The sequence below is a fragment of the Microvirga sp. 2MCAF38 genome (genome assembly GCF_052115485.1).
Lineage (GTDB): Bacteria > Pseudomonadota > Alphaproteobacteria > Rhizobiales > Beijerinckiaceae > Microvirga.
The window spans coordinates 275,271-293,256 of sequence record NZ_JBFRGU010000005.1 but is presented as its reverse complement, the minus strand read 5'-3'; the positions used below and the strand labels follow the sequence as shown (position 1 = coordinate 293,256).

General features: G+C 63.3%; 14 protein-coding genes. 7 read left to right on the top strand and 7 right to left on the bottom strand.

The features are described from left to right. The first annotated feature begins 16 nt into the window (after positions 1–16). On the top strand, positions 17–4,849 hold the full coding sequence (locus AB4072_RS13025; protein ID WP_441968419.1) for an NAD-glutamate dehydrogenase: 4,833 nt from the start codon (positions 17–19) through the stop codon (positions 4,847–4,849). 8 nt (positions 4,850–4,857) lie between these two features. Continuing rightward, positions 4,858–6,255, top strand: a complete 1,398-nt coding sequence (locus AB4072_RS13020; protein ID WP_441968584.1) for an MFS transporter — start codon at positions 4,858–4,860, stop codon at positions 6,253–6,255. Between the two features lie 114 nt (positions 6,256–6,369). Here AB4072_RS13020 and purH read toward each other — a convergent pair whose 3' ends face one another. Then, positions 6,370–7,962: a bifunctional phosphoribosylaminoimidazolecarboxamide formyltransferase/IMP cyclohydrolase gene (purH, locus tag AB4072_RS13015; protein ID WP_441968417.1), complete on the bottom strand. Its 1,593-nt coding sequence runs from the start codon at positions 7,960–7,962 to the stop codon at positions 6,370–6,372. 161 nt (positions 7,963–8,123) lie between these two features. Here purH and AB4072_RS13010 point away from each other — a divergent pair, with 161 nt between their 5' ends. Then, positions 8,124–9,038 carry a calcium-binding protein gene (locus AB4072_RS13010; protein WP_441968415.1) on the top strand — a complete coding sequence of 305 codons (915 nt, stop codon included), beginning with the start codon at positions 8,124–8,126 and terminating at the stop codon, positions 9,036–9,038. A 16-nt stretch (positions 9,039–9,054) separates the two neighbouring features. Here the strand turns inward: AB4072_RS13010 and AB4072_RS13005 are convergent, their stop codons facing one another. The 4 genes from AB4072_RS13005 to htpX form a co-directional block, all read right to left on the bottom strand. Further along, positions 9,055–9,186, bottom strand: a complete 132-nt coding sequence (locus AB4072_RS13005) for a hypothetical protein (protein ID WP_441968413.1) — start codon at positions 9,184–9,186, stop codon at positions 9,055–9,057. A 220-nt stretch (positions 9,187–9,406) separates the two neighbouring features. Further along, positions 9,407–11,164, bottom strand: a complete 1,758-nt coding sequence (locus AB4072_RS13000; protein WP_441968411.1) for a heparinase II/III family protein — start codon at positions 11,162–11,164, stop codon at positions 9,407–9,409. A 92-nt stretch (positions 11,165–11,256) separates the two neighbouring features. Next, positions 11,257–12,555, bottom strand: coding sequence for a 16S rRNA (cytosine(967)-C(5))-methyltransferase RsmB (gene rsmB, locus AB4072_RS12995; protein WP_441968583.1), 1,299 nt, complete (start codon positions 12,553–12,555; stop codon positions 11,257–11,259). A 14-nt stretch (positions 12,556–12,569) separates the two neighbouring features. Continuing rightward, entirely contained in the window at positions 12,570–13,487 is a 918-nt protein-coding gene (gene htpX / locus AB4072_RS12990; protein WP_441968409.1) for a zinc metalloprotease HtpX, read from the bottom strand. Positions 13,488–13,673: 186 nt separating this feature from the next. On the opposite strand from htpX, the gene AB4072_RS12985 reads away from it, so the two are divergent. Then, the gene (locus AB4072_RS12985) at positions 13,674–13,913 is read left to right on the top strand and encodes a DUF1674 domain-containing protein (RefSeq protein ID WP_441968407.1); all 240 of its coding nucleotides are present in this window, start codon (positions 13,674–13,676) and stop codon (positions 13,911–13,913) included. Positions 13,914–13,996: 83 nt separating this feature from the next. Then, positions 13,997–15,301 carry a class I SAM-dependent methyltransferase gene (locus tag AB4072_RS12980; protein ID WP_441968405.1) on the top strand — a complete coding sequence of 435 codons (1,305 nt, stop codon included), beginning with the start codon at positions 13,997–13,999 and terminating at the stop codon, positions 15,299–15,301. A gap of 304 nt (positions 15,302–15,605) precedes the next feature. On the opposite strand, the gene AB4072_RS12975 is transcribed toward AB4072_RS12980, so the two are convergent. Together AB4072_RS12975 and AB4072_RS12970 are read right to left on the bottom strand one after the other, a co-directional pair. Continuing rightward, positions 15,606–16,067 carry a L,D-transpeptidase gene (locus tag AB4072_RS12975; RefSeq protein ID WP_441968581.1) on the bottom strand — a complete coding sequence of 154 codons (462 nt, stop codon included), beginning with the start codon at positions 16,065–16,067 and terminating at the stop codon, positions 15,606–15,608. A 121-nt stretch (positions 16,068–16,188) separates the two neighbouring features. Next, entirely contained in the window at positions 16,189–16,452 is a 264-nt protein-coding gene (locus AB4072_RS12970; RefSeq protein WP_441968404.1) for a DUF6356 family protein, read from the bottom strand. A 290-nt stretch (positions 16,453–16,742) separates the two neighbouring features. Between AB4072_RS12970 and thpR the strand changes: the two genes are divergently transcribed. Together thpR and AB4072_RS12960 are read left to right on the top strand one after the other, a co-directional pair. Next, on the top strand, positions 16,743–17,279 hold the full coding sequence (thpR, locus tag AB4072_RS12965; RefSeq protein WP_441968403.1) for an RNA 2',3'-cyclic phosphodiesterase: 537 nt from the start codon (positions 16,743–16,745) through the stop codon (positions 17,277–17,279). 80 nt (positions 17,280–17,359) lie between these two features. Further along, positions 17,360–17,950 (top strand): histidine phosphatase family protein, encoded by a 591-nt coding sequence (locus AB4072_RS12960; RefSeq protein ID WP_441968401.1) that lies wholly within the window; start codon positions 17,360–17,362, stop codon positions 17,948–17,950. Positions 17,951–17,986: the final 36 nt, after the last annotated feature.

The window sequence follows — 17,986 nt, the reverse complement described above, 5'->3', positions numbered from 1 at the left end:
CAGTGAGGATGAGCGCATGAAGCTGGAAACGCCAACCAGCGGAAGCGACTTGACTGCCGCTGCCGTCGCGCTGCTCGAAGCCGAGCGCGCAACCCTTCCCGCCACATTTGTCAGCGATCTCTTCGGCCGCGTGCCGCCCGAGGATCTCAGCGCCTATGCGCCGCAGACGCTCGCTGATCTCGCAAGAGCGGCCTACGCGCATCTTGCGGTGCAGCGCACCGGCGGGGCCGATATCCGTCTCATCGACCTCGAAGTCGAGCATGCGGGTCGTCGCAAGGACGTAACGGTCGTTGAGGTCGTCAACGACAACATGCCGTTCCTGCTCGATTCGACCTTGGCCGAGATCGTCAGCGAAGGATACGAGCCGCTTCTCGTGGCGCATCCGATTCTCGCCGTCGAGCGCGATGCGCATGGCAATCTGGTGCGCCTCGTGGGCGAAGCTTCTGCGCCCGCGCCGGAGAGCGTCGAGCGCGAAAGCTTCATTCATATTCACCTGCCGCGGATCGACGAGCCGCAGGCGCGTGAAAAGCTGATCACCGACCTGAAGCAGGTTTATGTGGATGTCGCCGTCGCCGTGCGCGACTGGGTCGCCATGCGCGGGCGCATCAGCGAGATCATCCGCGACTACAAGACCAATCCGCCGCCGTTGCCGGAGGATGAAGCGAAGGAAGCCATTGCCTTCCTCGAATGGATTGCCGAGAACAACTTCACCTTCCTCGGCCTGCGCGAATATCGCCTGCCGGTGAACGACGTGGTCGCCGATCCTGTCGAGGGAACAGGCCTCGGCCTGTTGCGCGATCCGTCCGTGCGTGTCTTGCGCCGCGGCCGTGAGCTCGTGGCGATGACGCCGGAAATCCGTGCCTTCCTGGCAAAGCCCAAGGCGCTCATCATCACCAAAGCGAATGTGAAGTCGCGCGTTCATCGCCGCGCCCATCTCGATTATGTCGGCGTGAAGCTGTTCGATCGCGGCGGGAAATTGCAGGGCGAGCTGCGCATCGTCGGCCTCTTCACATCGAGCGCTTACAACAACACGACGGCGGAAGTGCCCTATCTGCGCCTGAAAGTGGCGCGGGTCGTGGCGCGCGCCGGGTTCGATCCGGCGAGCTATTCCGGCCGTTCGCTTTTGAACGTGCTGGAAAGCTACCCTCGTGATGATCTTTTCCAGATCGACGAAGACACTCTCTATGAGTTCGCCATCGACATCATGAATCTGTCCGAGCGTCCGCGCGTTCGCGCGCTGGCGCGGCCGGACGAGTTCGACCGGTTCGTCTCGGTGCTCGTCTATGTTCCGAAGGATCATTACAACACCGATGCCAGCCGCCGCATCGCGGAATTCCTCGCAAGCGTCTACGAGGGACGCATTTCCGCGATCTATCCCGCCTATCCCGAAGGGCCTCTGGCCCGCACTCACTACATCATCGGCCGCGATGAGGGCGAAACGCCGAAGGTGCCGCGAGAGCTGCTCGAAAAGGGCATCGCCGGCATCGTACGCACCTGGGGCGACGCCTTGAGCGACCGCCTTGCCGAGACTGTCGGCGGCCCGCGGGCGCGGGCTCTCGCCGCTCGCTATGCCCTTGCCTTCAGCGCGGGCTATCGTGAAGCGTTCAGCGTCGAGGAAGCCATCGTCGATGTGGGCATTCTCGAACAGCTCTCCGAAGCACGTCCCCGTGCCGTCGATCTCTATCGCCGCGAGGGCGACGACGACACGCGGGTTCACCTGAAAGTATTTTCGCGAGGCATGGCGCTGCCGCTCTCCGAGCGTGTGCCGCTTCTCGAAAATCTCGGCTTCCGCGTGGTGAACGAGCGGACCTACCGCGTCGTCTCCACCGGAGCCTCGGGCGCGGATCGCGTCTGGCTGCACGACATGACCCTGGAGCGTGCTTCCGGCGGCGCCATCGACATCGCAGCGATTCAGGATCTGATCGAAGCCGCCTTGCTCGCCCTGTTCCGAGGCCTTGCCGAATCGGACGCCTTCAATCGCCTCGTTCTCGAAGCCGGGCTCGGCTGGCGCGATGTCGCCATGGTGCGCGCTTTCGGCCGGTATCTCCGCCAGATCCGCATCGCCTACGCGCAGGATTACCTGGCTGAAACGCTCGCCCGCCACAGCGTCATCGCGGAAGAACTGGTCGCGTATTTCTACGCCCGCTTCGATCCGCGTATCGAGACGATAGAGACGCGCACGGCAAAGGAAGCCGAAATCCGCGCCAGCATCGAAGAGCTGTTGAAGGACGTCACCAGCCTCGATGACGACCGCATTCTGCGGCGCTTCATCAATCTCATCGAGGCCGCGACCCGCACCAATTTCTTCCAGCTGGAAGCGAACGGTTTGCCGCGCCAGACGATCTCGTTCAAATTCGAATGCGCGAAGGTGGATGGCCTGCCCCTGCCAAGGCCCCTCTACGAAATCTTCGTCTATTCGCCCCGCGTCGAAGGCGTGCATCTGCGCTTCGGCAAGGTGGCGCGCGGCGGCCTTCGCTGGTCGGACCGCCCGCAGGATTTCCGCACGGAAGTGCTCGGCCTCGTGAAGGCGCAGCAGGTCAAGAACGCGGTCATCGTGCCGGTGGGCGCAAAGGGCGGGTTTGTGCCCAAGCACCTGCCGCCGCCGAGCGACCGCCAGGCCTGGCTCCATGAGGGTACGGAAAGCTACCGCATTTTCGTGCGTACCCTGCTTCAGCTCACCGACAATATCGAGGGCGACCATGTGGCGCCGCCCGCCGACACGGTGCGCCATGACGGGGACGATCCGTATCTCGTGGTCGCCGCCGACAAGGGCACGGCGACGTTCTCCGACACGGCGAATGCGCTCTCCGCCGAAAAGCATCACTGGCTCGGCGACGCCTTCGCCTCCGGCGGCAGCCAAGGCTACGACCACAAGAAGATGGGCATCACCGCGCGCGGTGCGTGGGAGGCCGTGAAGCGTCACTTCCGCGAAATGGATATCGACATCCAGACGCAACCGGTGACGGTGGCGGGCGTGGGCGACATGTCCGGCGACGTGTTCGGCAACGGCATGCTGTTGTCGCGTGCGCTCAAGCTCGTCGCGGCCTTCGACCATCGCGACATCTTCCTCGATCCCAATCCCGATCCGGAAACCACGTTCAAGGAGCGCGAGCGCCTTTTCGGGCTACCGCGTTCGAGCTGGCAGGATTACGACAAGAGCCTGATTTCGAAGGGCGGCGGCATTTTCCCGCGTAGTGCGAAGTCGATTCCGCTCTCGCCGGAAGTCCGTGCGCTCCTCGACCTCGACAAAACCGAGGCCGCACCGAGCGAGGTGATGACCGCGATCCTGAAAGCGCAGGTCGGCCTGCTCTGGTTCGGCGGCATCGGTACTTATATCCGCGCAGCAACGGAGACCGACGAGCAGGTCGGCGACCGCGCCAACGACGCCATCCGCATCACCGGCGGGGATGTCCGCGCCAAGGTGATCGGCGAAGGCGCCAATCTCGGCATGACCCAACGCGGGCGCATCGAAGCCGCGTGCGCCGGCATTCGCCTCAACACCGACGCCATCGACAATTCGGCGGGCGTGAACACCTCCGACGTGGAAGTGAACATCAAGATCGCGCTCACGACGCCAGAACGCGACGGACGGTTGTCCTATGAGACGCGCAACGCGCTTCTCGCCCACATGACCGACGAGGTGGCACGTCTCGTCCTGCGCAACAACTACCTCCAGACGCTGGCGCTTTCGCTGGCCGAACGGCACGGCGTTTCCGATCTCGGTTTCGCACGGCGTCTCATGCACATGCTCGAGGCTCAAGGTCGCCTGGACCGCAATGTGGAATATCTCCCCGACGACGCGACGCTGACCGAACGCGCCCGTCGCGGCGAGGCGCTGACACGGCCCGAAATCGCGGTGCTGCTGGCCTACGCCAAGCTCACCCTGCACGATGCGCTTTTGGAAAGCGCGGTGCCGGACGATCCTTATCTCGGCAAGGAGCTGGACCGGTATTTCCCGGACGAAATGCGCGAGCGTTTCCCCGATGCCATCGCGACCCATCGCCTGCGCCGCGAAATCATCGCGACACAGCTTGCCAACGCGATCATCAATCGCTGCGGCCCGACCGTGGTCGCCCGCCTCGTCGATCAGACCGGGACGGATGCGCCGACCATTGCCGCAGCTTACGCCGCGACGCGCGATGCTTTCGGTCTCACGGACCTCAACTTCGCCATCGACGCCCTCGACGGCAAGGTGCCGGGCGCCCTGCAATTGAGCCTCTATGGCGATCTGCAGGATCTGCTCATGAACCGCATCGTGTGGTTCATCCGCAACGTGGACTTCCTCCACACGCCCCTCGATGCCATCGTCGGCATTTATGGCGCGGGTGTCGCGGATGTGGGACGCTCGCTGCGCACAACGCTCGCACCGGGAGCGCTTGTCCTGCTGGAGGAGCGGACGAAGAACCTTGTCGCGCAAGGCGTTCCCGAAGATCTGGCGAGCCGCCTCGCCGCCCTCACCGATCTCGTCGCCGCCCCCGATATCGTCCTGACGGCGCAAAAGACGGGCCGTCCCGTGCTCGACATCGCTCGCACGCATTTCGCTCTCGAAGCGGCGTTCCGTCTCGGCGCGCTGACCCACGAGGCGCGCGAAATCAACGTCAGCGATTATTTCGATCGTCTCGCGCTCGACCGCGCCATCGACGGCATCGCCCTGGCTCACCGCAACCTCACTGCCGAAATCGTCTCGCAGGGACCGGCGGGCGAGGAAGGCGTGGCCGCATGGAGCGAACGACGCGGCGCGGATCTCGCGCGGATCAGAAGTGCCATCGACAACATCGTCACCTCGGGCCTCACTCTCTCGAAGGTGACCGTCGCGGCGAGCCTTCTGGGCGACCTGGTCAAGGGATAAACATGACGATGGCGTCGTCGCCTCTTTCCGGTGGTGACGCCATCGCAATCAAACCCTCGGCATCCCGCGCAGCCATCTTCGGCTGGCTGTTCTTCGACTGGGCGTGCCAGCCCTTCTTCACTCTCGTCACCACTTTCGTCTTCGCGCCCTATTTCGCCTCGGCCCTCGCGCCGGATCCGGTCATCGGCCAGAGCTTGTGGGGTTACGCGACGGCTTTGGCCGGGCTGACGCTGGCCTTTCTCTCTCCCGTTCTCGGTTCGATTGCCGATGCGACGGGTCCGAAGAAGCCCTGGATCGCCGGATGTGGGCTCGTTCTCTTTCTCGCCTGCAGCGTCATGTGGTTCGCCGCACCCGGCGCGGCTCATGGAATCGCGATTGCGCTTCTGGCCTTCGCCTTCGGCACGGTCGCCGTCGAGGTCGCGGCCGTGTTCAACAATTCGATGATCCCGCATCTCGTGCCGCCGGAACGCTTCGGGCGGCTCTCCGGTACTGGCTGGGCCATCGGCTATATGGGTGGTCTGATTTCGCTCGTGATCGTGCTCGGCTTCCTCGCCGCCGACCAGGAGACGGGCCGAACGCTGCTGGGCTTCAAGCCTCTGTTCGGCCTCGACCCCGCCGCGCGCGAGGGCGACCGCATCACAGGACCCTTCTCGGCCCTGTGGTTTCTGGCTTTCATCATGCCGCTCTTCGTCTTCACGCCGGACATTGCGCGCTCCAGTCTTCCGATGCGGGAGGCCGTGCGCAAAGGGATCTCGCAGGTGAGGAGCACCATCGCGGATGCGCGCCGGCATGAGAGTGTGGGCCGTTTTCTTCTGGCGAACATGGTCTATCAGGATGCGCTCGTCGCGCTCTTCGCCTTCGGCGGCATCTACGGCGCGGGCGTGTTCGGCTGGCGCGCGACGGAGCTCGGCGTCTTCGGCATTCTGCTCACCATCACCGGCACCATCGGCGCATTGATTGGCGGGCGGCTCGACGACCGTTTCGGTGCAAAACCCGTGATCATGGGCGCGATCATCGTGCTGATCACGGTCTGCCTCGGCGTGCTGTCGCTTGGCCCCGGCCACATCTTCTTCATCGTGCCGACCGCGCCGTCGGAGATGGGCGGCGCGGGGCTTTATCCGTCCACGCCGGAAAAGGTGTTCGTCGCCCTCGGCCTCATCATCGGTGCGGTTGCCGGACCTTTGCAGGCCTCTTCGCGCAGCCTGCTCGCGCGCCTCGTTCCGGCGCATGAGGCGGGCCGTTATTTCGGTCTGCTCGCCCTGTCGGGAAAAGTCACATCTTTCCTCGCTCCGCTCGCTGTTGCCATCGCGACGAGCCTGTCCGGAACGCAAGCCGCGGCACCTGGCGTCTTGATCGCGTTCTTTGCGGTCGGTGGGTGGCTGTTGGGCGGCGTGAAGCGGGTGTGAATGATAGCGCCGTCATCCCGGGGCCGCGAAGCGGAACCCGGGATCGTCAAACGAGTACGGCGCCCATCTCGTCATGCGCTTCCGGATCGCCTTCGGCGTCCGGAATGACGCTTGTCAGTGCCGGAAGTGCCGATACCCGGTAAACACCATCGCGAGGCCAGCCTCGTCCGCCGCCTTGATCACCTCGTCGTCGCGCATCGAGCCGCCCGGCTGGATCACCGCCGTCGCGCCCGCTTCCGCCGCCGCGAGCAAACCGTCGGCGAAGGGGAAGAAGGCGTCTGACGCCACGACCGAACCCTTGGCGAGGGTTTCCGGCAGGCCCGCCGCCTTCGCGGCCTCGGCGGCCTTCCAGGCCGCGATGCGGGAGGAATCGACCCGGCTCATCTGGCCCGCGCCGACGCCGACCGTGGCGCCGTCCTTGGCGTAGACGATGGCGTTCGACTTCGCATGCTTGGCGACACGGAAAGCAAAGCGTAAGTCAGCCAATTCGCGATCCGACGGCGCGCGCTTGGTCACGACCTTGAGATCCATGGCATCGACGACGGCGTTGTCGCGCGCCTGGGCGAGGAAACCACCGGCGACCGTGCGGATCACGAGCCCTTCCTGGCGCGGATCAGGCAGACCGCCTGCCAGCAACAGACGCAGGTTCTTCTTCGCGGCGACGATGGCGATGGCCTCTTCGCTCGCGTCAGGCGCGATGATGACCTCGGTGAAAATCTCGGTGATGGCGCGCGCGGCCTCCGCATCGAGTGGGCGGTTCATGGCGACAATGCCGCCGAAGACCGACACGGGATCGCAGCGCAAAGCCTTCTCGTAGGCCTCGCGCAAGGTCGTGCCTTCAGCGACGCCGCACGGATTGGCGTGCTTCACGATCACGATGGCGGCGGAGCGCTCGGGCAGGAATTCCGACACGCATTCATAGGCCGCGTCGGTGTCGTTGATATTGTTGTAGGAGAGCTGCTTGCCCTGCACCTGACGGGCCGTCGCGACGCCCGGACGTTTTTCAGGCGTCTTGTAGAAAGCAGCCGATTGATGCGGGTTCTCGCCATAGCGCATCACCTCGGCCAATGTGCCGCCGATGGCGCGATAGGGCGGCGTCTCCTCGCCGAGTTCGGTCGCGAGCCAATTGGAAATCGCCGCGTCATAAGCGGCGGTGCGGGCATAAGCCTTCTGCGCAAGGCGGCGGCGCAATTCTTGCGAAAGAGCGCCATCCTGAGAAGCCAGCTCGTCCACGATCATCGCATAATCCGCGCCGTCGACCACAACGGCCACGTCATCATGGTTTTTAGCCGCCGCGCGGATCATGGCCGGGCCGCCGATATCGATATTCTCGATGCAATCCTCATAAGGCCGGTTCGCGGCGATGGTCGCCTCGAAGGGATAGAGGTTCACCACCAGAAGATCGATGGGGACGATGCCGTGGGCCAGCATGGCCGCCTGATGTTCGGGATTGGCGCGAATGCCGAGCAACCCGCCATGAACGCCCGGATGCAACGTCTTCACGCGCCCGTCCATCATTTCAGGAAAGCCGGTGAGATCGCTCACGTCCTTGACGGTGAGCCCCGCCTCCTGGAGCGCCTTCTTCGTGCCGCCGGTCGAGACGAGCTCGACGCCTTTCGCGCTGAGCGCCTTCGCAAAATCCACGAGTCCCGTCTTGTCGGACACGGACAACAGGGCGCGGGTAACGCGCTTCAGATCGGTCGGCATGGCAAGGCCGCTCCATTGAGGTGGGGGATGCGCGCGCGATAGCACGATGGCGCCGGAATGGAAACCGTGGGGCGCCACCGGAGCCGTTAAGGAGCTGTTCAAGTCATCGCGCTAGAACTTGGCTGTTCGCTTCGACGAGCTGAAATCTTGGAAAACATGCAATGGCTTACGTTTCCGCCGGCCTGGACGCCGCCCTCGACACCTCGAACTTCGCCATTGGCGACTGGTACGAAGGCGAGATGACAGCAGACACGTCGACCTGGATGCAGATCGACTACCAGTACGGCTACGCTGATTTCGTTGGCTACGATTTCGGTTACGACCGCTACACCGGCCATCTGATCGACGGTGTCCTGACCAAGATCTCGCTTTATGACGAATGGGATCTGCCGGAGCTCACCATTTCCAACTTCGCGATCTCGGCGGAGCAATTCTACAACTGGGTCTATTATAACGATTCCGACACGGCGGTTGCGACGATTCTGTCGGGCAACGACGTCATCTCCGGCAGTCGCGCGGCGGACCGGATCGATGGCTTTGCCGGCAACGACGTCATCAAGGGCCAGGCAGGCTCGGATCTGCTCTACGGCTCGGGCGGCAACGACAAGCTCGACGGCGGCAGCGGCTATGACACGCTCTACGGGGGAACCGGGAACGATACGCTCGATGGCAGCCTGGACGACGACTCTCTCTTCGGCGGCGCCGGCAACGACAAGCTGATCGGCGGACAGGGCCGGGACGTCCTCAGCGGCGGTGCGGGCAAGGACGTGTTCGTGTTCGATCAGCCCGTCTCTTCCATCTTCGATATCGACCGCATCACGGATTTCAACGTGGTGCAGGACACGATTCACCTCTCCCGCGCAGTCTTCAAGGCGGTGGGCAAGAAAGGCGTCCTGAAGGCTTCCGCCTTCTGGATCGGCCCTGCGGCGCACGACGCCTCGGACCGGATCATCTACAACAAGAAGGAAGGCGCGCTCTATTTCGACCCCGACGGCACGGGACCGCTTCAGCAGGTTCAATTCGCAATCGTGTCGAAAAACCTGAAAATGACGGCAGCCGATTTCTTCGTGATTTGACGGCGGCCGCGTCGATCTACTCGGTCCACCAGAACTGATAGCCGTAGACGATCAGCGCCAGCACCATCACCGCGACGACAAGTCCCGCAAGGCGCTGAACGTGCGGGCGCTGCAGCGGTTGAACCTGTCTTTTGTGATGATGAATCACGATTATTTTTCCTTGAAGATTACCTAACGGAATCGCCTACACGCACACCAACGCCCGAGCAATCGGTTTCGCCCATGATGCACAGGCAGCACGATCTTGGGCGGTTATCGGAGATGATCTAGAGCTTGATCGTGTCTCTTTGAAACACGATCAAGCTCTCGATTCCTTATTGCCGCATGATCCGGGCGAACAACCGGTTTCCACTTGTTCTGATCAAACTCTAGAGAAGTTCCGGACCAGGCTCGGCCGGGCGCGGAGATTCCATGCGGGCGAGGCGCTCGAACCGCCAGCGCAGGTTCGGCACTTCGCTCGGGCGCACTGCAAGTACGATCTGCTCCGTGCGACGCATGCCGTCGTTCGCCGCGAGGAACATGCTGTCCTCGACAAAAGCTTCGCCGGGCGTAACTTCGAATTGCCACGCTTCCCGATTGGGCAGAAGCAGCATCACGACGCGGCCGCCTTGGGCGCGGCTCGCCTTGACCCCAGGCGCCAGGTGAAAGCGGATCACGGCTTCCGAATCGTGCGGAACTTCGCCCTCGCCCCAGAAGATATCCTCACCTTCGAGCATGTTGCCGTCGGGCGAGAGCTGCCACCGCCGCTCGTGACGGATGCCGAAGGATTGCAGATAGCCGTCGTGACTGGCGTTGAGGCCCTGAACACGGTCCCGTTCTGTGCGCTCGGCCACCACGTTCTCAGGAGCGCTCAAGACCACCGGACCGATGCGTCGCAACAGCCATTCGCCGATGACGCGGTCGAGCCAGAGCCCTTTGACTCCGACGAACTGACAAGAAGAGATTTCGTTGATCGCCGCAGTCGAATGGGCGGGCGTGGAGCGCGAGGCCTGCAAAAGGGCGTCACTCGCGATGCGAGGCGTGCCGCAATTGACGACGATGCGCTGCGTGCCGCTTGAAAACTCGAAAGACAGGCAGCCCGCGCAAGCCGCGGCCGACAGCAATGTCGGAGGCGCGCCGCCCACATCGGCGACAACGAGCGAGCGCCCCGCTTCCAGCCGCTCGTAGCCGGAATGCGGCGCATGGTGGATCGGCTGGCTGCGCATGTCGTCATAGGTGAGGAGCGTCGCCAGATGGTCGGCCGCTGTCACACCCATGCCGTTGAAGTGGGAGAGCGTGCCGTCCCCGTGCCGGAACAGGCGCACCATCGGCAGCATGCGGTCGATGGCGTGAAGCAGCGCCTCCGGCGTATCGACTTCGCGGCTGGCGAACATCTGGCGCAGGGGCAGAAGATCGAACAGAAGATCGACAACGATCTGCGGATTACGGCTGGCATGACCGCCATCGACCAGAATCTGCCGTTCGAGTTCGCGGGTCAGCAGGCGTGAAGCCCGGCGCAAGGAGCCTTCCAGCCCCTCACAGCACAAGCCCGCGTAGCAGAGCGCGATCGCCGCCATGAGACGCCGTTCCGGCAATGCACCGGACCGGACATCGCGCTCGATGTCGCGCACGGCGCGCCCGAGCACGCGCAGGAAACGTTGGTAAAACCCGTGATCCGCCCCTTCGAGAATGAGAGGCGACTGGCTGATGAAGGCGATCAGGCGGCGAGCCATCACCTGCGTCTCGCAGGCGGTTTTCCGGTCGGCGATGCGGGCCGTCACGAAATCATCGACGAGGGAGCGCGCATTGGCCTGAGCGAGCGCCGTACCTGCGGCGCGCAGATGGCGTAGCCAGCCGAAACCATAGAGGGCCTCGGCCCAGGCATGAGTCGGCGGCTCGACTTCGAAGGGCGAGCGGCCGCTCATGGCGACGCCACGGCCGGCAAACGCGAAGAACCCGGAATAAATGTCGCTGGCAATGGTCGGATCGGCGGTGCGCAAATCCTGCGGCGCGAACAGGAGGCGAGTCGGCGTCGCCGAGCCGAATCGCAGATAGGAGACCCCGCGTGACAAAACCCCGCCCACGGCGCGTCCGGACTCGCGAAGCGCAAGCTTGTAAAGCCGCCAGCGATGCGGTCCCCAACTCACCCGTGGCGCTCCTCTCGTTCAAGCCGAATTAACACGGCCTAACAGAGCAGTGGTGAGAGTTTGGTTAACATTGCGTAACCAATGGCCGCTTCTCATGACGCTGTACGCAGAAATCGCGCCGCGAAGAACCCGTCGAGACCGCCGTACCCCCTCAGATGGCTCGGAAGCGTCCGCAAATCGCCCTGCTGTGTGATGAGCTCGCTCAAATCCCCCACCTCGTCCACTACAATCGGCGCGCGTGTGAAATCGGAATGACGGGCGAGAAAGGCTTCCGCCTGCGCTTCACCCTCCTCGATCTCCAGCGAACAAGTGCAATAAACGAGCCGTCCGCCGGGTTTGACGAGGCTTGCCGCCTTGTCGAGAAGCCGCGATTGCAGCGCGGCGAGTTTTGCGACATCGGCGTCGCTCTTGGTCCAGGCCACGTCGGGGTGGCGGCGCAGGGTGCCGGTGGCGGAACAGGGAGCATCGAGCAGGATCGCGTCGAAGAGCGGCTCATCGAGCTTTTCGGCGTCGATAGCGCGGGTCTCGGCGGTCAGGTGAAGGCGCGTCAGGTTTTCCTGGAGCCGAGCCAGCCGCTTGGCCGAACGGTCGACGGCCAGAACATCCGCCCCGGCGGCTGCGAGCTGGGCCGTCTTTCCACCCGGCGCGGCACAGAGATCGGCGATGCGCTCGCCAGCTTGCGCGCTCAGAAGGCGCGCGGGCAAGGCGGCCGCGGCATCCTGCACCCACCAAGCGCCTTCCTCATAGCCTGGCAGATCGGGGATCGCGGTTCGCTCCGAGAGCCGGATGCTGCCTGTCGGCAGAAGCGTTCCGTTCAGACGCTCAGCCCATGAGGTGGCATTGTCCTTCACGGTCAGGTCGACGGAGGCCGGCGCGCGGTGCGCCTCGGCAATCGCGGCAGCGCCCGTCTCACCGTAATGGGCGATCCACCGGTTCTTCAGCCAATCGGGCGTATCGATCCAGGGATCGGCATTCGTCAGAATCGCATCGCGCTCCCGCGCTAGGCGGCGCAGGACGGCGTTGATCAGGCCGCTCGCATGCCGGAGGCGCGGATCCTCCTGCGCCAGCCGCACGGCGGTATCGACGGCAGCGTGATCGGGCACGTCGAGAAACAGGATTTGCGCCGCGCCGACAGCGAGCAGATGGAGAAGGCGCTCGTCCTTCGGGGCCTTCTCGATCCGCTCCAACAGCGCCTGCCGGATCGTGCCGAAGCGACGGAACACCACGATGGCGATGGCGCGGGCAAGTGACTCGTCGCGCCCTGACAGGGGTTCGCCCTGCGCGATCTCATCGAGCAGGAGGACGTCGTCGAGCGGTACGCGCCGCTTCAACGTTTCAGTCACGGCGGCGAAAGCGAGGCGGCGGGGGCCGAGCCCCGTCTGATTATCGATACGATCCACGAAATTTAGCCCCAACGTCCACGGCGCGGGGAAGATCCCCAGGGAGACTCCGAAGGAGCCCCAGCCGGATTTGTGAAAGAGGAACCCATTTGCTGGGCCAGCGCCTGCAGCGCGGCGATGCGGTTCTCCGTCGCCGGATGGGTCGAGAACCAGTTGTCCATGCCCTGGCCGGAAAGCGGATTGATGATGAAGAGCGGCGCGGTGGCGGGATGCTGTTCCGCATCCTCGTTCGGAATCTGCGCGACGCCGCTCGCGATCTTGTTGAGCGCCGAGGCGAGCGCCAAAGGCTGGCCGCAAATCGCCGCGCCGATCCGGTCCGCCTCGTATTCGCGCGAGCGGCTGATCGCCATCTGGATGACCATGGCCGCGAGCGGCGCGATGATCGCAGTGAGAAGCCCCACCATGGCGTTCGGACGGTCATTGCCGCGCCCACCGAAGAACAGGCCGAACTGGGCGATGGAGGAAATCGCGCCCGCAATGGTCGCGCTCACCGTCATGGTGAGGGTGTCGCGGTTCTTGATGTGCGCCAGCTCGTGGGCCATGACGCCCGCCAGCTCCTCCCGCGAGAGCATGTGAAGAATGCCGGTAGTTGCCGCGACCGCGGCATTTTCCGGGTTTCGTCCGGTGGCGAATGCGTTTGGCTGCGGATTGTCGATGAGATAGACCTTCGGCATCGGCAGCCCGGCGCGGGTCGCGAGGTCGCGAACGAGGGACACGAGTTCCGGCGCCGAGCGCGCGTCGACCTCCACCGCGTGATGGGCGGCAAGCGCCAGCCGGTCGGAATTCCAATAGGCGAAAAGGTTCGTGACGACCGCGATGCCCAGCGCGATCGTCATGCCGGTGGAGCCGCCGAGAAAATAACCGACGACGCCGAACAGCGCGGTCATGGCCGCGAGCAGCATTCCAGTCTTGACGGTGTTCATCGGGCCTTCCACCTCAGCTCCAAAGGGGACAATTTCGTCGCGCTCCTGGGCATGATCCGGCAGGAATGAAATCCGGTTTAACAAAGGCATAGAGCGCGGTCGCCTTCAATTGACGTGCGACCGAGCTTTATGTGGGAACGGTTCGACGCTCTCCCAAGATCGCGTAAGAACGGGTATGATAAAGCCATGAGCACGAACGAGACCCTTCAGACAAGCCCTGCCGGCGACGCCCAGCCCGGCTCGTCTCCCGGCAAGACGCTTTCCCCGCAGGCCCAGCGGGCCCTCGATGAGGCAGCTGAGCGCCGTAAGGAAATCGATCGGCGCGCGGCCGAATTGGCTCGCTACAAGGAGCTTCAGGGCCGTGGCGGCCTGGAGCCGGTGCGCTACGAGGATTGGGAAGTCAAAGGCCTCGCCAGCGATTTCTAGGGTACAGCGTCTTCTTACCCTTCATACAAACGTTGTTCCCTCATCCCCCTGCCGCTACGGTGCTGTAAATGGGGGGACGTGGTATGAGTGGGGCAACGGCGCGGCTGGGGATGTTCAAGGACCTCCTGGCCGAGGCTCATCGGGCGCTCGATCTGACATTCGGCTTCGAATTGTGGGACGGTTCCACCGTGCCGCAGGATCTTGCGCCACATGCCATGCGCCTCGTCATCGCGCGGGAAAGCGTGATTGCCAGCCTGTTGCGGCGTCCGACCCTCGACACTGCGGTCAATGCCCACGTGGCGGGCCTGCTCGATCTCAAGAACGGCACCATCTTCGATCTCGCGGCGCAGCGCCCGCGCGGCAAGATCGGCCGTCAATTGCGAAACGTCGGCAAGATCAAGGCTCTCAAGACGGCATTGCAATTCCTAAAGGTGCCGGCGACCATGCCGCGCCCTCTCGATCGGGTGAAGGAAAATCCCCACGCCCGTGACGGAAAATCGGAAACCAACAAACAGAACGTCGCTTACCATTACGACGTATCGAATGATTTCTACCGGCTCTTCCTCGATCCGGAGATGGTGTACACGTGCGCCTATTTCACGGAATGGCATGACGATCTCGCGAAGGCGCAGATCGACAAGCTCGACATGATCTGCCGCAAATTACGCCTGCAACCGGGCGAGCGCTTTCTCGATATCGGCTGCGGCTGGGGCGCGCTCATCTGCCATGCGGCGCAGCATTACGGCGTGAAGGCGACAGGCGTCACGCTCGCGGAAGAACAGGCGAAAATCGCGAGAGAGAAGATCGCGCGGCTCGGTTTGCAGGATCGCGTGAAAGTCGTGGTGAAGGATTTCACCAAGATGGAGGGCGAGTTCGACAAGATCTCTTCCATCGGCATGTTCGAGCATGTGGGCATTCGCAATCACCCGGATTATTTCCGCGCCGTCCATCGCCTCTTGCGGCCGCGCGGCCTCTACCTGCACCACACTATCGCGCGCCGCGCGAAACGGTCGGACAAGGCGTTCCAGAAGCTGAAGCCCGAATACAAAGCGTTGACGCGCTACATCTTTCCCGGCGGCGAGCTCGATCACTTGGGCATGTCGATCGCCAATCTCGAACGTTACGGATTTGAAGTGCATGACGTCGAGGGTTGGCGCGAACATTACCAACGCACCACACGCCTGTGGTGGGAGCGCCTCAACGCCCGCCGCGCGGAAGCCGAAGCGGAGGTCGGCCCGCAGAAGACGCGCATGTGGCTGCTCTATCTCGCAGGCTGTTCGCTTGCCTTCGAGCGCAGCGCCGTGGGCGTCAACCAGACGCTTGTTTCCAAACGCACACGCGGTCCATCGGGCCTGCCGCCCTCGCGGGCGGATCTGTATCGGTCATAGCTAAGCCAAGCGCATAACTTCATCCTGAGGAACGGCCGTGACTCAGTTTGATAAGGATAAGGCACAGGCTTTTCCTCCCCCTTGCGGGGAGGGATGAAGGGTGGGGGTGGTCTGACCGGGAAACTTTCAGACGTCTGGCGCTGTAGCAGCCTTCCTGCTTATCGGATCACAGGCAACGCCCTGACTTTTCAACCCCCACCCCTGCCCTCCCCGCAAGGGGGAGGGAAGAGCACGGACCAAGCTGAGTCACTACCTGACGAACACTCCACAGGACTGCGTTTCAAGATGAGGGTATCATTCCCCCTCACCTGTCCACCACCACACGCGTTCCCACACTCACGCGCTCGAACAGATCCACGATGTCGTCATTGAACATCCGGATGCAGCCGTAGGATGCAAAGGTGCCGATGGAATCGGGACGGTTGGTGCCGTGGATCGCGTATTCGTCCCGATCCAGCGTCAACGCCCGCAGGCCCATGGGATTGTTGCTCGCGCCGCCCGGAATCACGTCGGGGAGTTTCGGATTGTCGCGCCGCACTTCAAGCGGAGGCGACCAGGCGGGTTTGACGAATTTTCCTTCGATACGCGCTTCACCCGTCCATTGTTTGCCCCGTCGCCCGACCGCTACGGGATAGCGCACGGCACTGCCGTCGCCACGCACGAAATAAAGCCGCCGTTCGGCGGTACGGATCACAATGGTTCCCGGCGCGATGCCTGTGGTGAAAGGGACGACTTCGCGAGCGGACAATTGAGATACGCCACTCATGAAAACGGCAGCAGCCGCCAATGCAACGAACGATGCGCGGTTGATCATTTCGCAACCCTCCCGCCAAAGCTTCGTAGGAGGATGACGCGGCAGGAGCGCTAAGCGTTCCGCTTCTAACCCTTTAGATTACCGGATCCCAAGCGAGCATACCGTCACTCGTCATGATTTGAGAGGATTTCGGCGTGCGATTCGTCATGCGCGCGTAAAGGCGCTTCACGGTGGCACTGGCCGTCGTCACGCACAGAAACGGCAGAAACGCGTGGATCAAGGCGGCGAACGCTGCCAACGCCAGCGGACCGGCGAAGCTCAAGGCGACGCCCATGTGCTCCCAATAGGATTCCCCGACCGATTCGGGATGTTCGGTGAACAATTGCTTCAAGGACATCGCAGCCTCCTCTGAAGAACCCGATCCTAGAACAGGATCCGGCCGAGCGAAATCCGATTCCTCTCCGAAAAGGCGATGTAAAAATCGAAGGATCGAGACCCGCGGGCGAGGCTGGCGGGCGCATAGGTCACGGCTAAGCCTGCGCAAATAGCCGCACCCACCAAAAAGCCCGGTCCTTGCCATCGTTTTGGAACGAAGAAGGCTGTTGATCGTCCGTTCTAGCCGATTGTGGAGGGCGGCCCTCTGCCCGCATGATCGCAGAAGAGTTCGCCAGTCCTCAGGGGGTGCCCATGCCACGCCTGTTCACCGGCATCGAGATCCCGGCCGATATCGGTCTTCGGCTCTCGACCTATCGCGGCGGCCTGCCAGGGGCACGCTGGATCGATCCCGACAATTACCACATCACGCTGCGCTTCATCGGCGACATCGACGACCGGACCGCCCATGATCTCTATTCGGTCCTGGGAGAAACCCGTCGGCGCGGCCCGGTGACGGTGACGATCGACAGCCTCGACACTTTCGGAGGCGGACGCCCCCGCGTCGTCTTCGCCAAGGCGTCGGCGAACAACGAGATCAATGAGCTGCAATCGGAGCAGGAGCGGCTCGTGCGCCGTGTCGGCCTGCCGCCAGAGAAGCGGAAATTCACGCCGCACGTGACACTCGCACGGTTACGCGACGCCTCGCCCATCGATGTGGCCGATTATTTCGCGACGCGCGGACATTTTCCGAAACTGTCCTTCACCGCGAAGCGTTTCGTGTTGTTCTCCTCGCGCGATTCCGTGGGCGGCGGCCCCTATATCGTCGAAGCCGCCTATCCGCTGGGATAGTGTCGGCTGCAAAGTTTTCCACCGATGACTTGGACATGATCATATTTCAATGGGGCGTGATCATGCTTTAAGATTGCTTCATGTCGCGCCTGATCTTCATCACCCATCCCGAAGTCGTCATCAACCCGAACCAACCTGTGCCGGAGTGGCCATTGTCCGAGACAGGGCGTCTGCGGATGGAACGCTTCGCAGAGAGCATCGCCAGCGGGACCATCGACGCCGTCTATGCCAGCACCGAGCAAAAGGCGATCGACGGCGCTCTCATCGTCGCGGAAAAGTTTGGCCACGCGATCAAGACCGATCCCGATCTCGGTGAGAACGACCGATCCGCGACCGGCTATATCGCCCCGCCCGAATTCTGGGACGTGGTGCGCGAGTTCTTCGGCCATCCGACAAGAAGCATCCGCGGCTGGGAGCGCGCCATCGACGCGCAGACGCGGATCGTACATGCGATAACCCGGGTCCTGCGCAACGAACACGGCACCGGCGACATCATCGTCGTGTCGCACGGGGCCGTCGGATGCCTTCTCACCGCGCATCTGCAGCGAGTGGCCATCGGCACGGAAAGCCGCCCGACCCATCCCGGTGGCGGCTGCTATCTCATCCTCGACCGCGATCCTTTGGCGATCCGCAGCGGCTGGCACACCATCGAGGACAATGTTCTGGCTTGAGACAAACCCTCTGAAGATGGGCTTGCGTCCCGCCCG